This window comes from Streptomyces sp. SID10853 (assembly GCF_010548145.1).
Taxonomy (GTDB): Bacteria; Actinomycetota; Actinomycetes; order Streptomycetales; family Streptomycetaceae; genus Streptomyces.
The window spans coordinates 1-24,213 of sequence record NZ_JAAGLN010000095.1 but is presented as its reverse complement, the minus strand read 5'-3'; the positions used below and the strand labels follow the sequence as shown (position 1 = coordinate 24,213).

General features: G+C 72.0%; 23 protein-coding genes and 1 tRNA gene. 16 read left to right on the top strand and 8 right to left on the bottom strand.

Annotated features, from left to right (window positions below):
• The first annotated feature begins 182 nt into the window (after window positions 1–182).
• Both G3I19_RS38295 and G3I19_RS19215 read left to right on the top strand, forming a co-directional pair.
• Window positions 183–401: a peptidoglycan-binding domain-containing protein gene (locus G3I19_RS38295; RefSeq protein ID WP_164264875.1), complete on the top strand. Its 219-nt coding sequence runs from the start codon at window positions 183–185 to the stop codon at window positions 399–401.
• Between the two features lie 156 nt (window positions 402–557).
• Window positions 558–1,211: an HAD-IA family hydrolase gene (locus tag G3I19_RS19215; protein WP_164264874.1), complete on the top strand. Its 654-nt coding sequence runs from the start codon at window positions 558–560 to the stop codon at window positions 1,209–1,211.
• A gap of 66 nt (window positions 1,212–1,277) precedes the next feature.
• Here G3I19_RS19215 and G3I19_RS19210 read toward each other — a convergent pair whose 3' ends face one another.
• Window positions 1,278–1,859: a TMEM165/GDT1 family protein gene (locus G3I19_RS19210; RefSeq protein WP_164264873.1), complete on the bottom strand. Its 582-nt coding sequence runs from the start codon at window positions 1,857–1,859 to the stop codon at window positions 1,278–1,280.
• 763 nt (window positions 1,860–2,622) lie between these two features.
• On the opposite strand from G3I19_RS19210, the gene G3I19_RS19205 reads away from it, so the two are divergent.
• The 3 genes from G3I19_RS19205 (at window position 2,623) to G3I19_RS19195 (ending at window position 5,805) form a co-directional block, all read left to right on the top strand.
• Window positions 2,623–3,273, top strand: coding sequence for an HNH endonuclease family protein (locus tag G3I19_RS19205; RefSeq protein WP_164264872.1), 651 nt, complete (start codon window positions 2,623–2,625; stop codon window positions 3,271–3,273).
• Between the two features lie 78 nt (window positions 3,274–3,351).
• On the top strand, window positions 3,352–5,172 hold the full coding sequence (locus G3I19_RS19200) for an alkaline phosphatase D family protein (RefSeq protein ID WP_164264871.1): 1,821 nt from the start codon (window positions 3,352–3,354) through the stop codon (window positions 5,170–5,172).
• A 165-nt stretch (window positions 5,173–5,337) separates the two neighbouring features.
• Window positions 5,338–5,805 carry a DoxX family protein gene (locus tag G3I19_RS19195; RefSeq protein ID WP_164264870.1) on the top strand — a complete coding sequence of 156 codons (468 nt, stop codon included), beginning with the start codon at window positions 5,338–5,340 and terminating at the stop codon, window positions 5,803–5,805.
• A 64-nt stretch (window positions 5,806–5,869) separates the two neighbouring features.
• Here the strand turns inward: G3I19_RS19195 and G3I19_RS19190 are convergent, their stop codons facing one another.
• Window positions 5,870–6,481, bottom strand: coding sequence for a superoxide dismutase family protein (locus G3I19_RS19190; RefSeq protein ID WP_164264869.1), 612 nt, complete (start codon window positions 6,479–6,481; stop codon window positions 5,870–5,872).
• A 244-nt stretch (window positions 6,482–6,725) separates the two neighbouring features.
• On the opposite strand from G3I19_RS19190, the gene G3I19_RS19185 reads away from it, so the two are divergent.
• Window positions 6,726–7,355, top strand: a complete 630-nt coding sequence (locus G3I19_RS19185; protein WP_164264868.1) for a VTT domain-containing protein — start codon at window positions 6,726–6,728, stop codon at window positions 7,353–7,355.
• A 240-nt stretch (window positions 7,356–7,595) separates the two neighbouring features.
• On the opposite strand, the gene G3I19_RS19180 is transcribed toward G3I19_RS19185, so the two are convergent.
• The 3 genes from G3I19_RS19180 to G3I19_RS19170 form a co-directional block, all read right to left on the bottom strand.
• On the bottom strand, window positions 7,596–7,826 hold the full coding sequence (locus G3I19_RS19180) for a DUF2277 domain-containing protein (protein WP_164264867.1): 231 nt from the start codon (window positions 7,824–7,826) through the stop codon (window positions 7,596–7,598).
• Window positions 7,827–7,862: 36 nt separating this feature from the next.
• The gene (locus G3I19_RS19175; RefSeq protein WP_343235145.1) at window positions 7,863–9,404 is read right to left on the bottom strand and encodes a DUF1254 domain-containing protein; all 1,542 of its coding nucleotides are present in this window, start codon (window positions 9,402–9,404) and stop codon (window positions 7,863–7,865) included.
• Between the two features lie 225 nt (window positions 9,405–9,629).
• Entirely contained in the window at window positions 9,630–11,558 is a 1,929-nt protein-coding gene (locus G3I19_RS19170; protein ID WP_164264880.1) for an NAD-binding protein, read from the bottom strand.
• A 483-nt stretch (window positions 11,559–12,041) separates the two neighbouring features.
• Between G3I19_RS19170 and G3I19_RS19165 the strand changes: the two genes are divergently transcribed.
• From G3I19_RS19165 to G3I19_RS19155, 3 genes are all read left to right on the top strand, one after another.
• Complete coding sequence (locus tag G3I19_RS19165) at window positions 12,042–13,076, top strand: PP2C family protein-serine/threonine phosphatase (RefSeq protein ID WP_164264879.1); 1,035 nt, start codon at window positions 12,042–12,044, stop codon at window positions 13,074–13,076.
• 82 nt (window positions 13,077–13,158) lie between these two features.
• Window positions 13,159–14,298 (top strand): HoxN/HupN/NixA family nickel/cobalt transporter, encoded by a 1,140-nt coding sequence (locus G3I19_RS19160; protein ID WP_239074548.1) that lies wholly within the window; start codon window positions 13,159–13,161, stop codon window positions 14,296–14,298.
• 269 nt (window positions 14,299–14,567) lie between these two features.
• Entirely contained in the window at window positions 14,568–15,344 is a 777-nt protein-coding gene (locus G3I19_RS19155; protein ID WP_164264866.1) for an alpha/beta hydrolase, read from the top strand.
• Window positions 15,345–15,412: 68 nt separating this feature from the next.
• On the opposite strand, the gene G3I19_RS19150 is transcribed toward G3I19_RS19155, so the two are convergent.
• Together G3I19_RS19150 and G3I19_RS19145 are read right to left on the bottom strand one after the other, a co-directional pair.
• Entirely contained in the window at window positions 15,413–16,075 is a 663-nt protein-coding gene (locus tag G3I19_RS19150; protein ID WP_164264865.1) for a histone deacetylase, read from the bottom strand.
• Window positions 16,076–16,252: 177 nt separating this feature from the next.
• Window positions 16,253–17,107 (bottom strand): MBL fold metallo-hydrolase, encoded by an 855-nt coding sequence (locus G3I19_RS19145; protein ID WP_164264877.1) that lies wholly within the window; start codon window positions 17,105–17,107, stop codon window positions 16,253–16,255.
• A gap of 225 nt (window positions 17,108–17,332) precedes the next feature.
• Between G3I19_RS19145 and G3I19_RS19140 the strand changes: the two genes are divergently transcribed.
• From G3I19_RS19140 to G3I19_RS19130, 3 genes are all read left to right on the top strand, one after another.
• On the top strand, window positions 17,333–17,542 hold the full coding sequence (locus tag G3I19_RS19140; RefSeq protein ID WP_164264864.1) for a hypothetical protein: 210 nt from the start codon (window positions 17,333–17,335) through the stop codon (window positions 17,540–17,542).
• Window positions 17,529–18,938 carry an amidase gene (locus tag G3I19_RS19135; protein WP_164264863.1) on the top strand — a complete coding sequence of 470 codons (1,410 nt, stop codon included), beginning with the start codon at window positions 17,529–17,531 and terminating at the stop codon, window positions 18,936–18,938. The genes G3I19_RS19140 and G3I19_RS19135 overlap by 14 nt, the downstream gene beginning before the upstream one ends.
• A 214-nt stretch (window positions 18,939–19,152) precedes the next feature.
• The gene (locus G3I19_RS19130) at window positions 19,153–19,728 is read left to right on the top strand and encodes a TetR/AcrR family transcriptional regulator (RefSeq protein WP_164264862.1); all 576 of its coding nucleotides are present in this window, start codon (window positions 19,153–19,155) and stop codon (window positions 19,726–19,728) included.
• 80 nt (window positions 19,729–19,808) lie between these two features.
• Here G3I19_RS19130 and G3I19_RS19125 read toward each other — a convergent pair.
• A tRNA-Val gene (locus tag G3I19_RS19125) sits at window positions 19,809–19,880 on the bottom strand.
• A 216-nt stretch (window positions 19,881–20,096) separates the two neighbouring features.
• Between G3I19_RS19125 and G3I19_RS19120 the strand changes: the two genes are divergently transcribed.
• The 4 genes from G3I19_RS19120 (at window position 20,097) to G3I19_RS19105 (ending at window position 24,147) form a co-directional block, all read left to right on the top strand.
• Window positions 20,097–20,870 (top strand): DUF4097 family beta strand repeat-containing protein, encoded by a 774-nt coding sequence (locus G3I19_RS19120; RefSeq protein WP_164264861.1) that lies wholly within the window; start codon window positions 20,097–20,099, stop codon window positions 20,868–20,870.
• A gap of 71 nt (window positions 20,871–20,941) precedes the next feature.
• On the top strand, window positions 20,942–22,297 hold the full coding sequence (locus G3I19_RS19115; protein ID WP_164264860.1) for a hypothetical protein: 1,356 nt from the start codon (window positions 20,942–20,944) through the stop codon (window positions 22,295–22,297).
• A gap of 156 nt (window positions 22,298–22,453) precedes the next feature.
• Window positions 22,454–23,113 carry a bifunctional 4-hydroxy-2-oxoglutarate aldolase/2-dehydro-3-deoxy-phosphogluconate aldolase gene (locus G3I19_RS19110; RefSeq protein ID WP_164264876.1) on the top strand — a complete coding sequence of 220 codons (660 nt, stop codon included), beginning with the start codon at window positions 22,454–22,456 and terminating at the stop codon, window positions 23,111–23,113.
• Window positions 23,110–24,147: a sugar kinase gene (locus tag G3I19_RS19105; RefSeq protein WP_164264859.1), complete on the top strand. Its 1,038-nt coding sequence runs from the start codon at window positions 23,110–23,112 to the stop codon at window positions 24,145–24,147. The genes G3I19_RS19110 and G3I19_RS19105 overlap by 4 nt, the downstream gene beginning before the upstream one ends.
• Window positions 24,148–24,213: the final 66 nt, after the last annotated feature.

Genomic DNA, 24,213 nt, shown 5'->3' with positions numbered 1-24,213 from the left:
GCCGGGCCAGCTCGGACACCGTGGTGCCCTGCTCGTCGAGTACGGCGCCGAGGTGCGCCTGCGCCGCTGCCACCGCGCCCGCGCCGGCCGGCCCGGCCACACAGCCTTCGCAGCCCCCTCATCCGGCGCCCAGCGGCACCCCCGACGCGGGGCAGCACCACTCCGTCGCACCGTCGGCCGCCGTGCTACGCCAGGGCGACAGCGGCCCCGCGGTCGTGGAGCTCCAGCAGCGGCTGGCGCAGCTCTCGCTCTACCGCGGCCGGGCCGACGGCCGGTACGACGGCGACGTCGCGGACGCGGTGCGTACGTTCCAGTCCTGGACGGGCGTCGACAGCGATCCGCCGGGTGTCTACGGGGCGCCCACCCGGCGCGCCCTGGAGTCGATGACCAGGCAGCCGTAGGCCCGCTGCGCGGCCCCCGCGGGAAGGTGCGACCAGGACGGCTGGCGCAGAACCCCCTTTGTTTTGTACCCTGACGAAACAAAGTGGTTCCGCCCGTACTCCCTGACCGGCGGGCGGGGCCGCCTTGTCTCTGCTCCCGCACCTCTGGAGTCCCTGATGACCGTCCTGCCCGCACGCGCCCTGCTCCTCGACATGGACGGGACACTGGTGAACTCGGACGCCGTGGTCGAGCGCATCTGGCACCGCTGGGCCGTCGAGCACGGCCTGGACCCGCACGAGTCGCTCAAGGTGGTGCACGGCCGCCAGGGGTACGCGACGATGGCCATCCTGCTGCCGGACCGCCCCGTCGAGGAGAACTACGCGGACAACCGCGCGATGCTCGCCCTGGAGACCGCGGACACCGAGGGCGTCGTCCCGGTCCCCGGCGCACCGGCCTTCATGGCCTCGCTGGCCACCCTGCCGCACGCACTGGTCACCTCGGCCGACGCGGGGCTCGCACGGGCCCGGATGGCGGCCGCCGGTCTGCCGATGCCCGAGGTCCGGATCACCGCGGAGAGCGTCGGCGCCAGCAAGCCTGACCCGCAGGGCTTCCTCAAGGGAGCGGCCGAGCTGGGCTTCACCCCGGACGAGTGCATCGTCTTCGAGGACTCGGAGGCGGGGATCGCCGCGGGCCTGGCGGCGGGCATGCGCGTGGTGGGCGTGGGCCCGCGCGCGGCGGTCCACCGGCCGACCGTACAGGTGCCCGACCTGACGCGGATCCGCGTCGAGGGTACGGATGACGGCGCCCTGCTGGTCCACGTCACCGCCTGACCCCGGCGGAAGACCCCGGGGGCTGCCCGGCGGACCGGAAACAGCCCCCACACACAGCCGCGGGCCTCAGCCCGCGATCGCCTCGTACAGGCTGAATCCCGCGAGCACCAGCATCAGCGCGGCGGCGATCTTCGTGATCAGCCTCAGCGGCACATGCTTCATCAGCTTGCGGCCACCGAGGATCCCCAGGCCGCCCACCGCCCAGAGCGCCAGCACAGCGCCGATCCCGACCGAGACCGGGCTGTCGTAGCGGGCCGCGAGGTTGGCCGTCATGATCTGGGTCAGGTCACCGAACTCGGCGACGAGAATCAGCATGAACCCGGCCCCTGCCACCTTCCAGAAGGACTGGTCGGCGGGGGCCTTCACCTCTTCCTCCTCCTCGTCCTTCTTGAAGAGGAGCATCGCCGCACCCGCGAGGAAGAGCGCACCGACGATCGCCTGCAACAGCCGGTGCGGGATCAGGGTCAGCACGCTGCCCGCCGCGATGGCGAGTGCGACGTGCACGGCGAAGGCGGCCGCGACCCCCACGAAGACGTACGAGGCCCGGTAGCGGGTACCCAGCATCAGACCGGCGAGAGCGGTCTTGTCGGGGAGCTCGGCGAGAAAGACCACGCCGAAGGTGATCGCCAGGATCGTAAAGCTGATCACGGGTTGTTTCCTCAATCGGTTCGGGCTGACCGCACCGGGAGGACCTGATTCGAAGAGAAAAGGGGTCGCTTCGGCACGGCAGCGTCAACTGGACACTGCTGCCGAAGGTCTCGCTGGCGGGTCTTCAAGAAGATCCGCCTCCGGGCGCCGGCCGAACCGAGGTTCAGCAGTATGTCGACGTTCCGGCGAAGAGCTACTCCCCTTCTGCTCCGTACACGATACGGCACCGCCCCGGCCGCGCGCCCCTCCAGCACCCACAGCCCCACTGCCCCCACCGGCCCCACCGATACGGCCCGGGCAGCCGGGCCCCACACGACTCCCCCTGGCTCCTCCGGCACCCCGGGCCCCACGGGCCCCACAGGGCTCCCCCGCCCCGCCCTCACCAGCAGCCACACATTTGCGACAAAAGCCTGATCGGGTGACGACACGACCAAAGGTGCGACAACCGGCACAGAGGCCGCCCCACGCACCCCGGCAGTACAGCAGGCCCCCGGCGCCGCCGGATCAGGCGAGAGCACCCACCGGGGCCGCGACCAGCGGAAGCGCCCCGGGCACGGCCTCCGAGGGCGGCACGGACAGCGGCGGCGGGCGGCAACCGTACGGCTGTGCGGGGAATCTGTCGAAGCGTCAAACATCGGCAGCCCTCTTGATGTGACGTGCCCATGTCGCCAGGCTGTTACCCGGCGCCCGCCCCACGGCAACCCGGCGCCGCCACGATGGCCGAGCCGCATCGGCAAAGCCCCTCCACCCCACGGGAGTTCGTATGTCAGGTGTCTCAGGTGTCTACGCGCGTCGAATAGCGGTACTCACCGCGACCGCGGGAATCACCCTCGCCGGTCTCGTCACCGCCCCCTCCGCCCAGGCCGCTCTGCCCACCCCGGTGAGCGCGGCCACCGCCCGGACGTACCTCAGCTCCCTCACCGTCGCCGCGGAAGGCTCGTCCAGCGGCTACAGCCGGGACAAGTTCCCCCACTGGATCACCCAGTCCGGCGCCTGCGACACCCGCGAGGTGGTGCTCAAGCGCGACGGCACGAATGTCGTCCAGAGCTCCACCTGCGCCGCCACCAGCGGCAGTTGGTACTCCGAGTACGACGGCGCGACCTGGACCGCGTCGTCCGACGTGGACATCGACCACATGGTCCCGCTCGCCGAGGCATGGCGCTCGGGCGCCAGCAGCTGGACCACCGCGCAGCGGCAGGCGTACGCCAACGACCTGACCAGGCCGCAGCTCATCGCGGTGACGGACAACGTCAACCAGTCCAAGGGCGACAAGGACCCGGCCAAGTGGCTGCCGCCGCGCGCCGCCTACAAGTGCACCTATGTCCGCGCCTGGGTGGAGGTGAAGCACTACTACAAGCTCACGGTCGACTCGGCGGAGAAGACGGCACTCCAGGGAGTACTGAACGGCTGCTGAGCAGGTCCCCGCGGGAACCCGGCCCTGCCCCTCCGTCGTTCCGTTCCGTACGGTACGGGGCGACGGAGGAGGACATTCATGGCCGGGCTGCGCCTGGGACCACTGCTGAGGTATGTCGACTGGGACCGTGGGGAGTCGGCGACCATCTGGGTCGAGGCCGACCGGCCCTGCACGGCCGAGGTCCGGTGCCCGGACGGCGCGGGCGGTGAGGCCCGCACGTTCCGCATAGCCGGGCATCACTACGCGCTCGTCCCGGTGACCGGACTCGTACCGGGAACGGAGACGCCGTACGGGATACGGCTGGACGGCGAAGAGGTGTGGCCGCCGCCCGACTCGCCCTTCCCGCCGAGCACCATCCGCACCCCCGACCCCGGCACGGAACCCGGCGGCGGTCCCCGTGCGGAATCCGACGGCCGCCCCCGTGCGGAATCCGACGGGGGCCCCGGTGCGGAATCCGACGGGGGCCCCGGTGCGGAATCCAAATCCAGCCATCCGGCGGGCACCCCCGGTCTGCGGGTCTCCTTCGGGTCCTGCCGTTGGGCCGCCCCCGCCCAGGGCGAGGCCGATCCGGTGGGACCCGACGCGCTGGACACGCTCGCGGCCTCGCTGGCCGCCGGCCCTCCCGCCGAACGTCCCGACGTCCTGCTGCTGTTGGGCGACCAGGTGTACGCGGACGAGGTCTCGGCCGACACCCGCGACTGGCTGGCCGCCCGCCGCGATCTGCGCGAGCCACCGGGCGCCGAGGTCGCGGACTACGAGGAGTACACCCGCCTCTACTACGAGTCCTGGCTCGACCCCGAGGTGCGCTGGCTGCTCTCCACCGTGCCCAGCTGCATGATCTTCGACGATCACGACGTCATCGACGACTGGAACACCAGCGCGGCCTGGCAGCAGGAGATCCGCGCCACGGACTGGTGGCAGGAGCGGATCCTCAGCGGGCTGATGTCGTACTGGGTCCACCAGCACCTCGGCAACCTCTCCCCCGCCGAGCTGGCGGCCGACGAGCTGTACGCGGCGGTGTGCACGGCGCCGGACGGCACCGATGTGCTCCGGAAGTTCGCCGCGGCGGCCGACGCCGACCCCGCCTTCACCCGGTGGAGCTACCGGCGCGACTTCGGCCGCACCCGGCTGCTGATGGTCGATTCACGCGCCGCCCGGGTCCTGGACGAACAGCATCGCGCCATGGTCGGCCCCGAGGAAACCCAGTGGCTGCGCGCCCAGTTGACCGACGGTCCGGGGTCGTTCGACCACCTCCTCATCGGGACGTCGCTGCCCTGGCTGCTGCCGCCGCTGATACACGACGCGGAGAGCTGGGACGCGGCGCTCTGTGCGGGGGTACGCGGTGCGCGGTGGGCACGGTTCGGCGAGAAGCTGCGCAGGACGGCGGACCTGGAGCACTGGGCCGCGTTCCCGGACTCCTTCGACGAGCTGACCCGGCTGATCGCCGACACGGGGACGGGCGAGGGGGCACCCGCGACGATCTGTGTGCTCTCGGGCGACGTCCACCATGCGTACGTCGCCGAGCCGCACTGGCCGTCCCGGTCCGGGCGGACACCGGCGCCGGACTCCCTGGTCGTGCAGCTGACCTGCTCACCGGTGCACAACAGCGTTCCCGCTTACGTCCGTTTCGGCTTCAGGTTCGGCTGGAGCCGCACGGGCCGGATGCTCGGCCGGGCCCTGCGGAGGCACGGGCGGCTGGCGGATCCGCCGGTCGGCTGGCGCAGAGGCAGGGGCGGCAGCGGCGGACCGTGGTTCGGGAACCAGCTGATGACCCTCGATCTGCTGGGCCGCTCCTCCCGGCTGCGGCTGACACAGGCGCGCCGTGACGGGAAGGGGGGCGGGGACGGGAACGGCAGCCGGCTGGAGACCGTACTGGACCGCGAGCTGACCCGGGACTGAGCCGGACCGAACACGGCCAGGGCGCAAGGGAACAAGGAGGGGGTGAACGGCGAGGAGCCGGGCGGGACACGGAAAACCTGACCGAATGTTGAACTTGCAAGTTCTAGTCAGGCATACCTAATCTAAGGCTGCTCCGGTCTCCCCCACCGAAGGAGTTCCCCCGTCATGCCTTCAGCGATATCCACGGCAGTGTCCTCGGCCGGCCGGCAGGCCGACCTGGCCCGCCCGTACGCCCTGGCCCTCTTCCGCGTTGTCGTCGGCCTGCTCTTCGCCTGCCACGGCGCCGCTTCTCTCTTCGGTGTGCTCGGCGGAGCGCCGGGCGGCGGCACGGTGTCGGCGGGCAGCTGGCCCGACGGATACGCGTCCGTCATCGAACTCGTCGGCGGCGTACTGGTGCTGACGGGGCTGCTGACGCGCGCGGCCGCGTTCGTCGCCTCGGGCTCGATGGCCTTCGCGTACTTCCATGTGCACCAGTCCCACGCCCTGTGGCCGATCCAGAACGGCGGTGAGCCCTCGGTGATGTTCTGCTGGGCCTTCCTGCTGCTCGTGTTCACCGGCCCCGGCGCACTCGCACTCGGCCCGGCGCTCGTCCCACGGCGGCGCGCCGCCGAACCGGCCCCGGTGGTGGCCTGACCCGTACGGCCGAGCCCCGCCGAGTTGGTCCGGGCCTGATCCGGGCCTGATCCGGACGAAGGCCCTACGCGGCGGGGCCGGTCGGCCCGAACGGCACCGTGTAGCACGCGACGGGGTCCGCCGCGCCGCCCCGCACCCCGTCGATCACCACCGAACGGGCGCCGCCGGGCCGGAAGTTCCAGCCACGCCGTGCGGTCACGGTGGCCGCGCCCTCCGCGTCAGTGGTGAAATCCAGCCGCATCTCGTCGCCGGGGCCCGCCTTCCGGCCGTCCGTGCTCCGCAGATAGCGGGGGCCGGCCGCGCCGGGGGTGCTGCCACAGGGCCCCGTGTGCACCCGCATCCCGAAGGCGTGCCCGGACTTGAGCCCCGCGAGCCGGGCCGTCACACGGGTGCCCGAGGGGTCGGTGGACTGCTCGACCTCGATCCTGGAGGCCGCGGGCACCAGCTTCATGTCGTACGTCACGGCGGACGACGGGAGGAAGGCGGTGGGCGGCGCGAACCGGGCATGGACCCGCTGCCAGTACACACCGGCGGGCGCGTTCCCTGCTGACCCGTTCCCCGCGGGCGCATTCGCTGCGGGCGCGTTCCCGGCGTCCGCGCTCCCTGCGGGCGCCGCCCCGCCGCCCGTCAGCATCGCCAGTGCCGCCGCTCCGGCCAGTACCCCTGCCACGACCATCGTCCGCTCCTCGCTCGTTCGCCCGGCCGCTCGTCCGCCGCCGCTCCACGCCGTACGGCCCCCAGCCTGAGCGCACCATGGCCAAACCCCCGCACTGGAGCAGTCATACGGGTGAACGGGACCTTTCGAACATCACCGGCCCCGGCGGACGGGCGCCGGATCTCCACGCGTACGCTGTATGGCTGTACAGCCGCACCTGCCGCTCCCCTGCGACGCCGCGGCGCCATCACGAACGGGGAGTCCGGTGTTCGAGAGTGTGCGGTCGCTGACCGACAGTCCATGGATCTATGCCGTGGTCGCGCTCTCCGTCGTCCTCGACGTCTTCGTGCCGCTGCTCCCCAGCGGAGTCCTGGTGATCACCGCGGCCACCGGCGCCGCCGCCGGTTCGACCACCGTCGCCGGAGAGGTCCCGCACAACGTCCCGGACCTGCTGATCCTCACCGCCTGCGCCGCCGTCGCCTCGGTGGTGGGTGACCTGGTCGCCTACCGGCTGGCCTGGCGCGGAGGCGAACGGCTCGACCGGGCCATCGCCCGCTCCCGGCGGCTCACCAGCGCGCAGGAACGCCTCGGCACGGCGCTGGCGCGGGGCGGCGGTCTGCTCGTCGTGATAGCGCGCTTCGCACCGGCCGGCCGCTCGGTCGTCTCGCTGGGCGCGGGCGCCGCACACCGCAGGGCGAAGGAGTTCCTGCCCTGGTCGGCGCTTGCGGGCGTGGCCTGGGCCGGCTACAGCGTGGGGCTCGGCTACTTCGGCGGCCAGTGGCTGGGCACGAGCTGGCTGGGCACGGCGGTCTCGCTCTTCGCGCTGTTCGGCGCGGGCACGGTGGCCGCACTGCTGATACGGCGCCCGGCACCGGCCACAGCCCCGGCCTCCTGACCGCTCGCCCGGACCGCCCGGATCACTTGGACCGCTCGGTCCGCTTAGACCGCTCGGTCCGCTTGGATCACTAGGGCCGCCCGGACCGCTTGGATCACTAGGACCGCCCGGACCGCTTGGATCACTCGGGCCACTCGGACCTCCCAGGCCACTCAGATCACCCGGGCCACTCAGATCGCCCAGACCGCCCGGATCACCCAGGCCGCCCGGGCCTCTCGATCGCTCACCCGGCCCTGCCGATCACCCGGCCCCGCGTGCCCCGGCCCCCCGGACCTCCAGGCCCGCGAGGAGTTCCTGGGTCGCCCGGGCGATCTCGTCGACGGCCCGGTCGAACACCACACGGTTGTGCGCGGCGGGCGCCCGGAAGCCGGAGACCTTCCGTACGTACTGAAGCGCTGCGGCCCTGATGTCCTCGTCGGTCGCTTCCCCGGCGAGTACGGGCGGACGGAGAGTCTTGATACTGCGGCACATACATCCAGTCTGCCGCGGTCCGGACAGACCCGGGCCTCAGCCGGTCTCCGGCTCCCGTTTCGGGGTGATGGGCGGGATCCGGTAACTACCGTCCAGGACGGACTGCTCCGGCGTGTAGAGACGGAGCATCGGCCGGAAGTCGCCCTGCGGCGCGGGCAGCCAGTTGGCCGCCTCCGCCGGGTCGGCCGGCCGGTCCTTCTGGATGTGCAGCGTCAGCGACCCGTCGTCGCCGTACACCAGACCCGGCGTGCGGTCGCCGATGGAGTAGCGGTCGGCGGGGTTGGCGACGAGGAAGTAGTCCGGGGAGTCGTACATGGTCACGGACCAGAACGACCGCACGGGCGGCGGGCTGTCGAAGCGCAGGGTGTACTTCCTCGACCCGTTCAGCCAGTGGCCGTCCGCGTCCTCGAAGGTGTGCGCGTACACCGCTTCGTAGCCGTGGTTGCCCCACAGACCGACCCGCGCGGCCACCGCCCTGGTCAGATACGAGGACGTCCGGTCGGCGATGCGCCACTCCGGGGAGTCACGGGTGCCCACCCCGAACCAGTCGAGGTTGTAGTCGAAAAGGTGTGGGTTCATCTCCCAGGCCCCGGGGGCGCGTACGCCGTCCACCCCGGTGTGGCCGGCCTTCTCGACCCGCGCCGCTCCGCGCTTCAGCCCTTCGGTCAGCGCGTGGACGAGCTCCGGGTCCGCGTGGCGGTACGGCGACGGCCCCTCCTCCAGGAGTTGCAGCGGCTGGAACCTGTCCTGGTAGGCGCGGTCGTCGGCCGCCGGCGGGAAGGCCGCCATCCAGACCCGCAGCTTCTCGAAGAAGTGCAGCGGTTCGGGCACATCCGGGTCGGCCGTGGGCAGCCAGTTGTGGTGCATGACGGATTCGAGGACCTTGAGCGTGAGCCGCCGCTGCAGCCCCTGCACACGCGGCAGGTCGGCGGGGCCGTCGCAGGCGAAGCGGCCGGCGATGGAAGCGACCGTCGTCGGCGCGTCGATCACCCCGGTCATCCCCTCGGGGGTGTCACCGGCCCAGCCGGGCGGCACGATCAGCCACTTGGTCTCACCGGTGCCGGTCGCCCGGCGGCCGACATACGCGAAGTTGTTGCTCCACGCGTCGATGAACTGCAGGACGTAGTACGCGCCGAGCGTGTCCGGTACGTGCAGCAGCAGCGGGCCGCCGGAGAGGTCGAGCTGCGCGATCGAGTACACGGTGTCGTTGTTGACGGACACGAAGTGCGCGTCGGGAGTGGCGAGCCGTGCGGCGTGCGCGAACTCGTTGAAGGAGGCGGACGGCAGCGAACCGAACCCTTCGTGGAGGGCCGCCTGGACCATCGACAGGTCGAAGACCAGCGGATACCCGTAGATGTACGCCTCGGCTGCCAGCTCCGTGAGATCGGAGGGGGCGGGGGGTACGGGAGGGCCGGAGGAGCCGGAGGAGCCGGAGGAGCCGGAGGAGCCGGAGGGCGCTGGATCCGCCGGGGTGGAACCGGTGCCCGGGGAATCCGCCGGGGTGGAACCGGTGCCCAGGGGCTGCGCAGGCGTGGGTCCGGTCGGGGGCGCGTCGGGGCCGTCGTCCTGGTCGGTCACTTCGGACTCCTCTCGGCCGCGCGCACGCGCGGGAGCGCGGAGGCGGCTGCGGGAACACTCGGATCCCCGCGCCGCCACAGTCCGGTGAGGTGTTCCGGCCCTGGTGGCGCCGGTGCCGCTGCCCTCCCGGTGACAGCTCCGAGCCTCTGCGAGCGTCCTCGGGGCAACCACCGGAGCGCCGCCATCCGGGTGACCCTCCCCCCCCTCTTCCCCTCTCCCCCGCCGCTACGACTCCGCCGGGACCCGGGGCTGCCGCCGCCCCAGCAGATCGGCCAGGCCCTGCCGGGTCCCCGCGATGACGACCCGGTCCTCGGGGCGCAGGACGTAGCTCTGCGGCAGGTTCCAGACCAGCTCGGCCTTGCGCGCATCGCCGTCACCGCCGCCGTCACCGTACGAGGAGCGGGGCACGGACAGATCGGGGCGGCGCTCGTCCGGGTCCGCGAGGTCGAGCGCGAGGATGCGCCAGGCTCCCTCCCGGAACACCTGGCCGAGGGTGCGGCCCTCCAGCAGGGGGTGGCCCGCGACGTCCACCGCCGCGAACAGCAGCACCCGGCGCTCGACCGGCATGGCGCCGAGGATCTGGCGGCCCATCATCGCGGCGGCGAAGGCGGGCGCGGCCAGCGTGGAGACGCTCCGGCTCCGGGTGACCGCCTGCGGGTGGGCGGCTCGCAGCGTACGGAAGACGGCGGAGGCGAACGCGTCGTCGAAGAGCCGCATGCTCACCCGGAGGTGCGGCTTCACGGTGCGGGCGTAGAGGGCCGCTTCCAGGTTGGTGATGTCGGCGCTGGTGAGCGCGAGAAGAGCGCGGGCGCGCTGGATCTTGGCGGCCTCCAGCACCCCCTCCGTGGTCACGTCGCCGATCACGATCGGCACCCGCAGCCGCCGCGCCAGGGCGATCCCGCGCGCCTCCGGGTCGGCCTCCACGCAGACCACGGGGATGTCCAGCTCCCGCAGCCGTGCCAGCACCCGTGAGCCGACCTTGCCGAGCCCGAGCAGCACGACGTGCCCGGAGAGCCCGCGCGGTGGCCGGCGCAGCGCGGCGGCGGTACGGAACGTACCGAGCCCCTCCAGGACCGCCGCGACCAGTACCGGAAGCAGCAGCAGGCCGGTCAGCCCGGACAGCATCTGGATCACCTGGCGGCTGGTGGGCTCACCGACCGCGGGGTCGCCGATCGCGAAGATGTCGAGGATGGTCAGATACGCGGCGTGCACCGGAGGATCGCCCGTGGTCAGCCAGGAGGCGACGGCCAGGCCGAGCACCGAGGCGAAGATCCCGAAGAGGGACCAGCGCAGCCGCCGTGAGAAGACCTGGGCGAGGGGTGCGCCGCGGCCGGCCAGCCTGCTCGGGGAGAGGTCGGGGCCGCGGTAGGAGACCGCTTCCAGGACGACCGTGCCCCGCCCGGACGCCGCCTGGACGGACGCCTCGTCCGGGAGCAGCTGGGGGCCCGCCTCGCCGCTGCTGTCCGAACCGTCGGCTCCTCCCGGGTCGCCCGTGGTCGACGAGAGCAGCGCCAGGGTGCACAGGCCGGGATCGCCGGCCGCGCCGGGCCGGACGGCGGGCGGCCGCTCCACGGCGCGCAGCAGCAGCCCGTCGGCCTGGACGACCTTGCTCGTACCGGCCACGACGGTCGCGGCGAGCGCGGGGGCCGCGGTGTCGGCGTCCGAGAGCACGGTCGTGGAGGCGTCGACCTCGTCCCGGTCCATACCCGGCGCGCTGACCGCGGCGGCCTGGTCGAGCAGCTCCTCCAGATGCTGGCCCAGTTTGCGGTTGTAGAGCCGGATGACCAGCCGCAGCCTGGGGTTGAGCCGCCGGGCGGCGAGCGCGGCCCGGATGTTCACCTCGTCGTCCTGGTGGACGAGCGCCAGCGCGGACGCCTCCTCGGCCCCGGCGCGCAGCAGTACGTCGTCGTCCGGGGCCGCCGCTTCGATGAGCCGGTCGGCCACCGCGTCGCGGTCGCCGGACGACGGTCCGGTGACGACACGCGACATCCGCCCGAAGAGCGCTGAGGCCCGCCCGACCGGGGTGAGCTGGGTGTGCTCCGGGACGCCCGCCGCACCGGCGGGCGGTACGACGAGGGTCACGGTCTCCCGGTACACACCGCGCAGCTCGACGGCGAGACGGTGGGCCAGGCCGTCGTCACCGCAGACGATCATGTGCCCTTCGGGGGAACTCTGTTGGCTCTGGTGCGGGAGTGAGTACACGTCAACAGAGACTGCCTCATGGGGGTGTTCGGTTTCACAGTCGGGTCAGCCGCCGGTGTTCGGACGGCACTTCGTACAGCCGGCCTCGATTCCATAACAGCACAGCCGACCTCGATGCTTCGCCAGGGAAACATTTGCATAGTCTAAACATCTAAAGTGGGCACAGTCCGAGGCCACGAGCCGCCGGGGCGCTCCCCCGGGCACCCGGCCGTGGAACACGGGCCGGAGACACACCCGGGGCGCCGCACACCGGCCCTCACGTGCAGCGGAACCGAGCAGTACGCGCAACGGAACCGAGTAGTTGAACATCTGACAGCTTTGGAGGGCTGAGGAGACACCACCGCCCGCGAATCGCCCGCCACACCACCGGAGTGCCCTGTGCCAGAGGAGAAGAGTCCCGCGTTCGCCTCGCTGTCGGTCCTGCCGTTCGCGGTGATGGCCGTGGTCGCCGGGGTGGACATCTCGGCGGGTTCGGGGATCGGGTTCCTGCCGCTGATCTCGCTCGGACCGGCGTTCGCCGGGCTGATCGGCGGCTGGCGGCGCACGGCCGCCATCGGGCTGCTCGCCCTCGTGCTCTGCTACTCGCTCGCCTGGCACGACGGTGCGTACCACGCCAGGCGCGGATACACGGCGATGTCGTCGGTACTCGGCGTGACCATCGCCGGTGTCGCGGCCGCGGTCATGCGCCAGCGCCGCGAGGCCGAGCTGGCCAGCGTGCGTTCCATCGCGGAGGTCGCCCAGCGGGTGCTGCTCCGCCCGGTGCCGCACACGGCGGGCCATCTGCGTGCCGCCGTCTCGTACACGTCGGCCGTGGCGGAGGCGCATATCGGCGGGGACCTGTACGAGGTCGTCGCCTCCCCGGACGGCGTGCGGGTGATCGTCGGTGACGTGCAGGGCAAAGGGCTTGAGGCCGTCGAGACCGCCGCCGTGGTCCTCGGCGCCTTCCGGGAGGCCGCGCACGACGAGCCGGATCTGGCGGGGGTCGGCGCCCGCGTCGAGCGGTCCGTGGACCGGGCGCTCCAGGGCGAGAAGTTCGTCACGGCGCTGATCGCGGAGATCAGCCCGGACGGCGGGGCGCTGTTCCTCAACTACGGCCATCCGCCGCCCCTCCTCGTACGGACGGACGGCTCCGCTCACTTCCCCGAGCCGGCGGACTACGCGCTTCCGCTGGGCCTCGGCGTCCACGGGACGGAAGGGCCGCAGCCGTTCCGGGTCGCCTTCGGCCCGGGCGACCAGCTGCTGCTCTACACCGACGGCGTGACCGAGGCGAGGGACCAGGACGGGACGTTCTACCCGCTGGGCGAGCGGCACCACCTCCTGAGGGACGATGATCCGGAGCGCGCGCTGGAGTGCCTGCGCAAGGACCTGGTGCAGCACACGGCGGGCCCGCTCCAGGACGACGCGGCCATGCTGCTGCTCCGGTACCGGGCCGACGGCGCCGGGGTGAGGGGCCGCCGAGGCGCCCCCTGACCTGCCTTTACTGCTTCATGGTTGCAATTGCGAGACGCTTGCAATTGGCTGTTCACGGCTTATCGACCGGAAGGCAGCACCCATGAGCACCACGTACACCTCGCCCCCCGAGACCCCCACGCGACGCCGGCGTCTGCAGAAGTCGATGACGCGGCAGGAGTGGACCCGGCTGGGCGGCATGGGTGCGTTCATCCTGGCGCTGCATGTCGTCGGGTGGCTCACGCTGGTGACGATCGTGGCTCCCCAGCACTACAGCCTCGGTACGAAGTCGTTCGGCATCGGGATCGGTGTCACCGCGTACACCCTGGGCATGCGGCACGCGTTCGACGCGGACCACATCGCGGCCATCGACAATACGACCCGCAAGCTGATGGGTGAGAAGCAGCGCCCTCTGTCGGTGGGCTTCTGGTTCTCGCTCGGGCACTCCAGCATCGTCTTCGCCCTCGCGTTCCTGCTGTCGCTCGGCGTGAAGGCCGTGGCGGGCCCGGTGCGCGACGACAACTCGCAGCTGCACAACGTCACCGGCCTGATCGGTACGACGGTCTCCGGGTTCTTCCTCTACCTGATCGCGGGCATCAACGTCGCGATCCTGGTGGGGATCTGGAAGGTCTTCCGGAAGATGCGCTCGGGCGACTTCGACGAAGCCGCCCTGGAGGATCACCTGAACAACCGGGGCCTGATGAACCGGCTCCTCGGCCGCCTGATGAAGTCGATCACCAAGCCCTGGCAGATGTACCCGCTCGGACTGCTCTTCGGCCTCGGCTTCGACACCGCGACGGAGATCGCCCTGCTCGTCCTGGCCGGCTCCGGCGCCGCGTCGGGGCTGCCCTGGTACGCGATTCTCTGCCTGCCGGTGCTGTTCGCCGCCGGTATGTGCCTGCTGGACACCATCGACGGCTCGTTCATGAACTTCGCGTACGGCTGGGCGTTCTCGAAGCCCGTACGGAAGGTCTACTACAACCTCACGATCACGGGCCTGTCCGTGGCGGTGGCGTTCATCATCGGGACGGTCGAACTGCTCGGCCTGCTCACCGACAAGCTGGGCCTGCACGGCGCGTTCTGGGACTGGGTCGGCGGCCTGGACCTGAACATCGTCGGGTTCGTGATCGTCGGCCTGTTCTTCGTGACGTGGCTGGTGGCCATGGCGATATGGAAGTTCGGCCGCATCGAGGAGAAATGGACGGCGGGCCTCAGCCCGGCGGGCCCGACCGAGGACAAGTAGCCCCGGCGCCTGCCCACGGCCGGTCGAGGAGCACACCTGCCGGTCCCTCCCGCAGGGACCGGAGGCTCGGCACTGGACCGGGAGAAAAGCGGTTGGGGTGACCAGCACCCGGCTGGTAGCTTGCAGGCGACCGTGACACCGCCCGAGGAGGTGAGACCCATGAACGCTGTATCGACGTGGGTGCTCCCCCTTTTCCGTCACGGCCGGCGACTGACGTAGGTGTCGCCGGGAGCGCCTCGACCACAAGGCACTCCCGAAAGGCAACACCCATGCATTCTCTGCGGTTCACCGCCGAATCCTCGTCGAACGGCGTGGTCGAGCGCGACTTCACCGTCGGGGACGTCCCCGGAGTTCTCTGGTCACCGGCCTCCCGAACCGACGCCGGTCGCGCACCCCTCGTCCTGATGGGACACGGTGGCGGCGCCCACAAGAAGCACCCGGCGATGTCCGGCCGGGCCCAGCGGCTCGTGACCGGCTGCGGCTTCCATGCCGCCGTCATCGACGCACCCGGTCACGGCGACCGGCCGCGTACCGCGCGCGACGAGCAGGAGATCGCCGCGCTGCGCGAGGCGCAGGCGGCGGGCGAGCCGGAAGGCCCGGTCGTCGTCCCCTACAACGCCCGCCTCGCGGAGCTCGCCGTACCCGAGTACCGGGCGGCCCTGGACGCCCTCCAGGAGCTTCCGGAGATCGGCGCCGACGGCCCGGTGGGGTACGTCGGCATCGCCCTGGGCACCGCGATCGGGGTGCCGCTGGTGGCGGCCGAGCCCAGGATCACGGCTGCGGTCTTCGGCATGATGTGGCCCGACGCCCTGTTCGAGGCGGCGCGGCAGATCACCGTCCCGGTCGAGTTCGCCCTGCAGTGGGACAACGAGCGCATCCCGCGCGAGGCCGGCCTGGCACTGTTCGACGCCTTCGCATCGAAGGAGAAGACGCTGCACGCCAACGCGGGCGGGCACGCCGCCTTCCCCAGGTTCGAGGCCGACAGCGCGACCCGGTTCTTCGCCCGGCACCTCGGCGGGGCGGTCACGGCCACCTCACCGGCCTGACGGTGAGCGGCGGGGGCGTCCGGTGTGTGATCGGGCGCCGCTGCCGCGGCCCGGGCCGACGCGGATGTTCACTCCGTGATCAGTGCCCGGACCGCCTCTTGCGACCAATGGCCTGCGGCCCCTCGCGATGAAGCCACATAGGCCGCCACCGTGTCCGCGTCCCAGGCTCCGGCCTCGGCCAAGCCTGAGGCGATGACTCGTACGTACGCACGGGAGGGCGGGACCGGCGTCACCTCGTCGATGCCCCAGGGCGCGGTGAAGGTGAGGACAGGCACTCCGTCCAGCTGCCCGGCGCACACCAGGGTCTCGTACCGTCCGCTCCCCAGCGCGGCGACGCCCGCCGTGAGAACCGGGCCGAGGTCGAGGTCCTCGCCCGGCGGCCTGTGCATCTCCTGTGCCGCGATGTCCGCGAACTGGGCCGCCGAGACAAGGTGGGCGCGGGCGTAGACACGCCCTTCCGCGTCCGGGTCGTAGAACGCCCGCCCGCCGCCCCAGACCGGCGACTCGGTGGCGAAGTAGAGAGCGCCGCTCAGTTCCACGGGAACGGATCGGCTGGGCATCCGGCGGTCCCGGCAGCCGGGGTACACGGCGCCGGTCCCGGGCAGCCGGCCGCCCTTGACGTAGCGGGCGAGTCGGCCGAGGTGTGTGTTGGAGCCGTACGAGGTGTACCAGACCCACTCAGGCGCGGGGCCCGCCACCGTCCCGGGTTCGACCGGATACGTACCGGCCATATGACGCCTCCCTCGTGGGCCGTCTGCCGCGGTGCGTGAGGTCTGCGCGGTGCGGTACCAGTGGATGATTCCCTCGATGATGCGGCAGTGGCCGGCGAACGGGTGCCCCGCCGTCCCGGTTTCGCAGGGAAAACGGTCGACGATGCCCATCGGCGGCCCCGCAGTCGAGTTCCCCGATCATGCCGTCGCCGGTCGGACCGTCGCGCCCCCGGGTGCGGATGGCACCAGCCGGTACGTACCGCCCTCGCGCCGCACGTACCCGGCGGTCGGCGGCGGGAAGTGGCTGCCGAGCAGCAGGGTCGAGGTGCCGGCCAGCGAGTCGAGCATCCGGCGCCGGGTCCTGGCGGCGAGTCCGGGTGCGATGTCCACGCAGCTGCACAGCTCCGGATGCCCGATCTGGACGGGGTGGTGGATGCTGTCGCCGCTGATGAGGGCGCTCTCCCCCTGGCTGCTCAGCTCCACCGTCACCTGCCCCGGAGTATGGCCGGGGCTGGGCAGCAGGCGGACGCCCGGGGCGATGTCCGTGCCCGCGTCCGCGACATCGACGAGGCCGAAGAGGCCAGCGTCCCGGACGGGGTGCACCGAGTCCCGGAACATCTGCTGCCGCGCCTCCTCCATCTCGGCACCGGCCCAGTAGTTCCATTCGGTGAGTGAGGCGAGATAGCGCGCGTTGGGGAAGGTGGGCACCCAACTGCCCCCGTCGAAGCGGGTGTTCCAGCCCACGTGGTCGGTGTGGAGGTGGGTCAGGATGACGATGTCCACGGTCTCCGGCGCGAAGCCTGCCGCGGTCAGCCGCGCCTCGTAGCCGCTGTCGAGGTCGTGCCAGGCGGGGTTGGCGCGCTGCTTTCCGTTTCCGATGCCGGTGTCGACCAGTATCCGCAGCCCGTCCGCCTCGACCGCGAAGCTGTGGCTCGCCAGCCGCAGGGCACCCTCTCCGTCGGCGAAGTCGGGGCGCAGCCAAGGGGTCCGGGTCACGACATCCACCGTCGCCCCGGGCAGCAGCCAGGGGCCGGTCGCGGCGGGAAGGGCCATTTCGTCGATACGTCGCACGGTGTGGTCACCCACGGGCCATGCGGAGATGTGTGCGGGGGCAGGGGAACCGGGCTTCGCGCCGGCGGACTCGGACACGGTGATCTTCCCTCGGATTGACTAAAAGCAACTGGTTTGCTTTAAGCAACCGTAGGCCCTACCGTCACCTAAAGCAAACGATTCGCTTTTAGGTGGGCCTGTGTACGGCACAGAGCCGGAAGGACACTCATGACGACCAGCGAACTCACCCCCCGGCAGGCTGCCCACGGCGCGCTGCGGGCGGGGCTCGACCTCGGGGACGACCGTCACGAAGGGGTGGCCGCGACCGCCAACCACATCCACTCCGTCATCACGACGCTGCGCGAACTCGACTTCGCCGACACGCCCCCCGCGATCTCGTACCGGGCCGGACAGGAGAACGTCGATGCAGCCCTTTGAGCTGTCCCTCGCCGACGCGGCCCGCGCGATACGCGCACGGGAACTGTCCCCGGTCGAACTCACCACATCCGTACTGGCCCGCATCGGCGCGGTCGACGGACGGGTCGGCGCCTACGTCACCGTCACGGCGGACTCCGCTCTCGCCGCAGCGGTCCGCGCCGAACGGGAGATCTCCGGAACCGGACCGCGCGGCCCGCTGCACGGAATCCCCATGGGCCTCAAGGACCTGATCGACGCCTCCGGCCTTCCCACCACGGCGAGTTCGGACGTCCGGGCCGGGCACATCGCGGACCACGACAGCACGGTGGCCGCACGTCTGAAGGCCGCCGGCGCCGTCCTCCTGGGCAAGACACACACCCATGAATTCGCCTACGGCCTGACCACCCCGCAGACCAGCAACGCCTGGGACCTGGGCCGTGTCGCCGGCGGGTCGAGCGGCGGCTCGGCGGTGGCGGTCGCCGCGGGCGGGGCGACGTTCGCCCTGGGGACCGACACGGGAGGTTCCATCCGGGTTCCCGCCGCACTCAACGGCGTTGTGGGCCTCAAGCCGACCTACGGTCTCGTCCCCCGTTCCGGCGTGACCTCGCTGTCCTGGTCCCTCGACCATGTCGGCCCCATCGCCCGCAGCGCGCGGGACGCGGCTCTGGTACTGGCCGCGACAGCCGGGTACGACCCGCGCGACCCGGCGAGTGTGCGGGACACGGCGAATGCGTCCGGGACTCCGGTGGACTTCACCGGCACCGGTGATCTGAAGGGGCTCAGGGTCGGCGTCCCCCGCAATCACTACTTCGACAGGGTCTCGCCCGAAGTCGAGGAGGCCGTACGGCGGGCGATCGAGCGGCTGGCGGAACTCGGCGCGAAGCTCGTCGACGTGGAGATCCCCATGGCGCGCTACGTCCAGGCCACCCAGTGGGGGCTGATGGTCCCGGAGGCCACCGCCTACCACGAGCGGCCGTTGCGGGCCGTCCCCGACCTGTACACCCCGGACGTACGCGTCCTGCTCGAAGCCGGCGAACTCACATCGGCCGGCGACTACCTCCGCGCGCAGCGGGCCCGCACGATGATGCGCGACGGCTGGGCGCGCATGTTCGACGGGGTCGACGTCGTCGCCGCCCCGACAGTGCCGATGACAGCCGCGAAGTCCGGCCAGGACACGGTCGAATGGGCCGACGGCACGGTGGAAGCGGTGTCCGACAGCTACGTCCGCCTCTCCGCCCCGGCCAACATCACCGGCGTCCCGGCCCTCACTCTGCCGGTCGGGCACGATCACGCGGGACTGCCGATCGGTATGCAGCTGATGGCACGCCCCTTCCGGGACGCGACGGTACTGCGCGTTGCGCGGGTGTACGAGGAGACGACCGCCGACGTGGGACGGATCGCCCCGGTGGCGGCCTGAGTGCCCGGTGACGGCCTGAGTGCCCCGACGGAAGCGGGACGGGCGGAGGCCGGGCGGGGCCCGGACGGGCGGACGGACGGAGATCCCGGACGGACGGAAGCCCCTGGACGGACGGAAGCCCCGGCCGCCGGAAGGCCGACGGCCAGAAGCCGGACGGCCAGAAGCCCGGACGGCTAGAAGCAACGTATTCGCATTAAGCCTTAAGGTGGAACGTATGAGCCCCAAGCCCATGACGCGCCCCGGCGGGCGCAGCGCGCGCGTGCAGGAGTCCGTGCATGCCGCGGTCCGCGAACTCGTCGGCGAGACCGGCCGCGAAGCGCTGACGGTTCCCCTGGTGGCAGCCAGGGCCGGTGTGACACCGTCGACGGTCTACCGCCGCTGGGGCGATCTGCAGGAACTCCTGTCCGACGTCGCAGTCGAACGGCTGCGCCCGGAGACCGACCCGGCCGACCTCGGCAGCCTGCGGGCCGACCTCGACGCGTGGGCGGAGCAGTTCCTCGACGAGATGGCCTCCCCGCCCGGGCGTGCGTACATCAGGGATGCGCTCATCGGCGATCCGGACGGCAGCAACGCCGGCCAGTGCTCCGCCTACGCAGCGGAGCAGATCGACGCCGTACTGAACCGAGCGGCACAGCGCGGGGAGGAAGTGCCCGACACGGAACGGGTGATCGACCGGGTCGTGGCACCGATGATGTACCGCATTCTCTTCCGCCCCGGCCGACTGGACGCCGCGTACGCACGCGAACTCGTGACGAACGCCCTGACCCCGAACACCCTCGGCCACCGCTGACGGCGGACCACTCGGCCCGCAGGGCTGAACTGCACGCCAGAGGCCCCCAACCGTGACCGGTCGGGGGCCTCTGGCGTCGGTGGGCGCGGACGGTTTCGAACCGCCGACATCTGCTTTGTAAGAGCAGCGCTCTACCCCTGAGCTACGCACCCGTGGATGAAGCAACAGGGTACATGGCCCTGGGCCCCCGCCTGCAAACCCGTTGTACCGGCTGAGCAGGAGCCCGTCCCGGGCCGGGGGAGCCTCCCCCGGACCGCCCCCGCCGGGGGATAACCCCACCCCCGGTCCGGTGGGTCGCAGGATCGTACGGAGGTGGGGGCCGTCCGTACCGTGGAGGGTCTTCGGCAGGTTCGGTTCGATCTGGGGGAATGATCTACGTGGCGCTCCGTACTCGTACGTTTGTCGCGGCCGGAGGGGCCGTTCTCGTCTCCGTCGCCCTCACCGGATGCGGCTCGGATCCCTCGGACGCGCCCGCCGAGCACAAGTCGTTCGCGCTGAGCGGCCGGACGCTGACCGTGCACACCGACAACTCCGCCGTCGAGCTGGTACCGGCCGATGTGAAGTCCGTGCAGGTCACCCGGCATGTCGACGGATGGGTCTTCATGGGGAGCGGACCCGACCCCAGCTGGTCCATGAAGGACGACACGCTCACCCTGAAACTGAAGTGCAGCGCCCTCGTCAGCAGCTGTTCCGCCAGGCACCGGATCGAGGTGCCGCGCGGGGTCTCCGTGGTCCTGCGGGACGACAACGGGTCCGTGACCGCCACCGGCTTCTCCGCCGCGCTGAAGCTCCGCTCGGCCAACGGCAGGGTCACCGTCCGGGACTCCAGCGGCGCCCTGGACCTGAGCAGCGACAACGGGGCCATCAACGCCGACGGCATCTCGTCCAGGCAGGTCACGGCCGACTCCAACAACGGCGGGGTACGGCTGTCGCTCGCCGCCGTGCCCGACCGGGTGAAGAGCGTCAGCAACAACGGGGCCATCGAGATAGCGCTCCCGAAGAAGCCGGGCCTCGCGTACAAGGTCGAGACCCGGAGCGGCAACGGGAGCACCGAGGTCGGCGTGCCCACGGACGACGCGAGCCGCCACTCGGTGACGGCGCGCAGCGACAACGGAAGGATCACTGTTCGAAGCACGAACTGACCGGCCCGTGTGTTCGTCCCTGCCTGGTGGGAGAATGGCCTGGGCAGGGCGGACCAGCACGGGAGAGGGATGTGACGGCAAGACACGGGCAGCCGTATGCGCGATCGAGTGCCGTCCGGGATGTCCTGACGCTCATGGCCCTTCCGGTGCCGTTGCTGGCCGGTCTGGCCGGGGCCTTCGCGGGTGGCGGCACCCGGCGCTGGTTCGGCGGACGCGGCGAGAGCCAGCGGGCCGAGGCGCAGGCCGCGAAGGACGCAGCGGCCGCTGCCTTCTACGACCTGGACACCGCTCAGCGCGATCTGCGGATCTCGATCGAGACGATCTCCGCGGTGGACAACTCGCCGGAGGCCCGCAGGGCCCTCGCCGACTTCGCCTCGCTGGGGCAGCGCATCGACGAGGTCAGCACCTCGTACATCACCGCGGTCGACGCCCATGACCTGGACCGGGACGGTCTGGAGGGCTCCGCGCTCTCCCAGGCGCGTACGGAGCTGACGAAGGCCAAGGACGATCTCGTACGGGTCAAGGGCGAGCTCGACCGCTTCGGGCAGGGCCTGGGGCCGCTGCTCGGCAAGGCCGAGACGCAGCTCGCCCGGCTGGCGCCCGCCGTGGAGCGGGCGCGACAGGCGCTCCTCTCCGCGAGCAACGCTCTCGACGCGGTACGGGAGTCCGGCCTGAAGGCCGACGATCTCGCCACCCGCCTCGCGCAGCTCGGCCCCGAGCTGACCAAGCTCAACCAGGGCGCGGGCCAGCACGGTGTGCAGGGCACCCTGGACCGCGCCGACCAGGTGATGCGGGACGCCGAAGCCGTACGGGCCGAGGCAGCCAGGCTCCCGGAGCGGGCCTCCGAGATCGACCGGCGGCTGGTCTCACTGCGTACCCGCGCCCAGGCGCTCACCACCAGGGCCGGGACCGTCGGCCCGGTCCTCAGTGAGCTGCGGCGTCGCTTCACCGCGCCGTGCTGGCAGGACCTCCAGCAGGTGCCCGAGCAGGCGGCGGTGTCCGTACGGCAGGCGGAGGAGAAGCTCAAGGAGGCGACCAGGGCGCGCGAGGAGCAGCGCTGGCCCGACGCCACGTCCCTCCTCACCACGGTCCGCTCGCTGCTCAACAGCACCGACGAGGCGGTCTCGGCCGCCGGTGCGCGGCTCGACCGGCTCAACGCCGTGGCGAAGGATCCGCAGCAGGAGATCGAGCGGACCAGGTTCGCGGTCCGGGACGCCCAGCGGCTGGCCATGGCGGGCCGGAACACACCGGACCCCCGGCACGCCCGCCCGCTCGACCAGGCGGTGGAACGGCTGGACCGGGCGGTCGCGGGCCTTGAGGGGCGCCACCCCGACTACTGGCACTTCCTCACCGAGACCGAGGAAGTACGCAAGACCGCCACGCACGTGGTCGAGCAGATCCGCGAGCAGCGCGGGGCAGGGCACTAGAGCCACGGCACGGGAGCCGCGCCGGGAGCCGCGCCGGGACCGCTCGGGTGCGCGGGGCCGGGGCCGGGGCCGTGAGGCCGCCCGTGCAGCGCCGTGCGCCCGGCCCAGGCACCACCGAGAGCACCCCACAGGACAGGAAGAGAACAGATGGACCGCATGGACCTCACCGCCGGTCTCCACAGCGAGCGGCTGGTCGCCATCGTCCGCGGCTCGGACCCCGAGGCGTCCTTCAGGTCGGTGATGACGCTCGTCGAGAGCGGGATACCCCTGGTCGAGGTCTCCCTCAGCGGTGCGGACGCACTCGGCGTCATACGCAGAGCGCGGGCCGCACTCGGGGACGGCGCGTGGCTGGGCGCGGGCACCGTGCTCACCGCCGACGACGCACGGCGGGCCGCGGACGCGGGCGCCAGTCTCATCGTGACGCCGGGGCTCGGGGCCGGGGTGGACGAGTCCGTACGCCTGGGGCTCCCCGTACTGGCCGGTGTCGTCACCCCCACCGAGGTCATCGCCGGTCTCGCGGCCGGCGCCACCGCGCTGAAGCTCTTCCCGGCGTCGGTGGGCGGCCCCTCCTATCTGAAGGCGCTGCGGGCCCCGTTCCCTGATGTCCCGTTCGTACCGGTGGGCGGTGTGGACGCGGCTGCGGCCGCCGAGTATCTGGCGCTGGGCGCGGTCGCCGTGGGGGTCGGGTCACCGCTGATCGGGGACGCGGCGGACGGCGGGGACCAGGGCGCGCTGCGGAAGCGGGCCGCCGCCTTCCTGAACGTCGTGGAGACGGCGCGGGCCGCCGGAACGCCCGCCACGGCGGTCCGGTCATGAGCGTCTTCACCCTCGGCGAGACGATGGTCGCGCTGCGCGGCGACGGGCAGTTGAAGCTGGGCGGCACCCTGGCCGTATCGGTCGCCGGCGCGGAGTCGAATGTGGCGATCGGCCTGGCCCGGCTGGGGCACCCGGTGCACTGGGCGGGCGCGGTCGGCGCCGACGAGGCCGGTGAGCTGGTGCTGCGGACGCTGCGTGCGGAGGGGGTCGGCGTCAGCGGCTCCACACGGGACGGGGCCGCACCCACCGGGCTGCTTCTCTTCGAGCCGCGGCTGCCCGGTGTGACCCGGGTGCACTACTACCGTGCGGGGTCGGCCGGTTCGAGGATCGCGGTCGGCGACGTCGAGCGGGCCTTCACCGCGTTCCTGGAAGACGGAACCGGAGCCGGAGCCGAGGCGGGTGCGGTTCCGGGTGCTGCCGGTGCCGGTGCCGGTGCGGCGGTCTCGGGGGGCGCTCCCCGCGTGCTGCATCTGACGGGCATCACCCCCGCCCTCTCCCCCACGGCCCGGTCCGCCGCCGCGCGCGCCATGGAACTGGCCGCCGAGAACGACGTGTTGATCAGCCTCGACGTCAACTTCCGCTCCCGGCTGTGGAGTACGGACGAGGCATCGGCGGTGATGCGGGACTGGGCGCCGCGCGCCGACGTCCTGATCGCCTCCGACGACGAGCTGCCGCTCTGTCTGCCCGCCGGCTCCCCCGAGGACCCCGCACTCCAGGCCGAGGCGCTCCTTGAGGCCGGGGCCGGTGAGGTCGTGGTCAAGCTGGGTGCTGCGGGCGCCACGGCGTACACGCTGCAGGGCGAACTGCACGCCCCGGCCCGTACGGTGCCCGCCGTGGACCCGGTCGGTGCGGGTGACGCGTTCGTCGCCGGGTATCTGTCGGCGCTGCTCGACGGCGCGGACACGGCGGGACGGCTGGACCGGGCGGTGACCACGGGAGCGTTCGCGGTGGCCGCCTCCGGCGACTGGGAGGGCGCGCCGACCCGCGCCGAGCTGAGCCTCCTGGGAGCGGCGCCGGGCACCGTGGTGCGCTGAGGCGGTGCGCGGCGGGGGGGGCTCTGTTGCCTCCGGGAGAGGGCTCCCGCACCTCCGGCGGGGGCG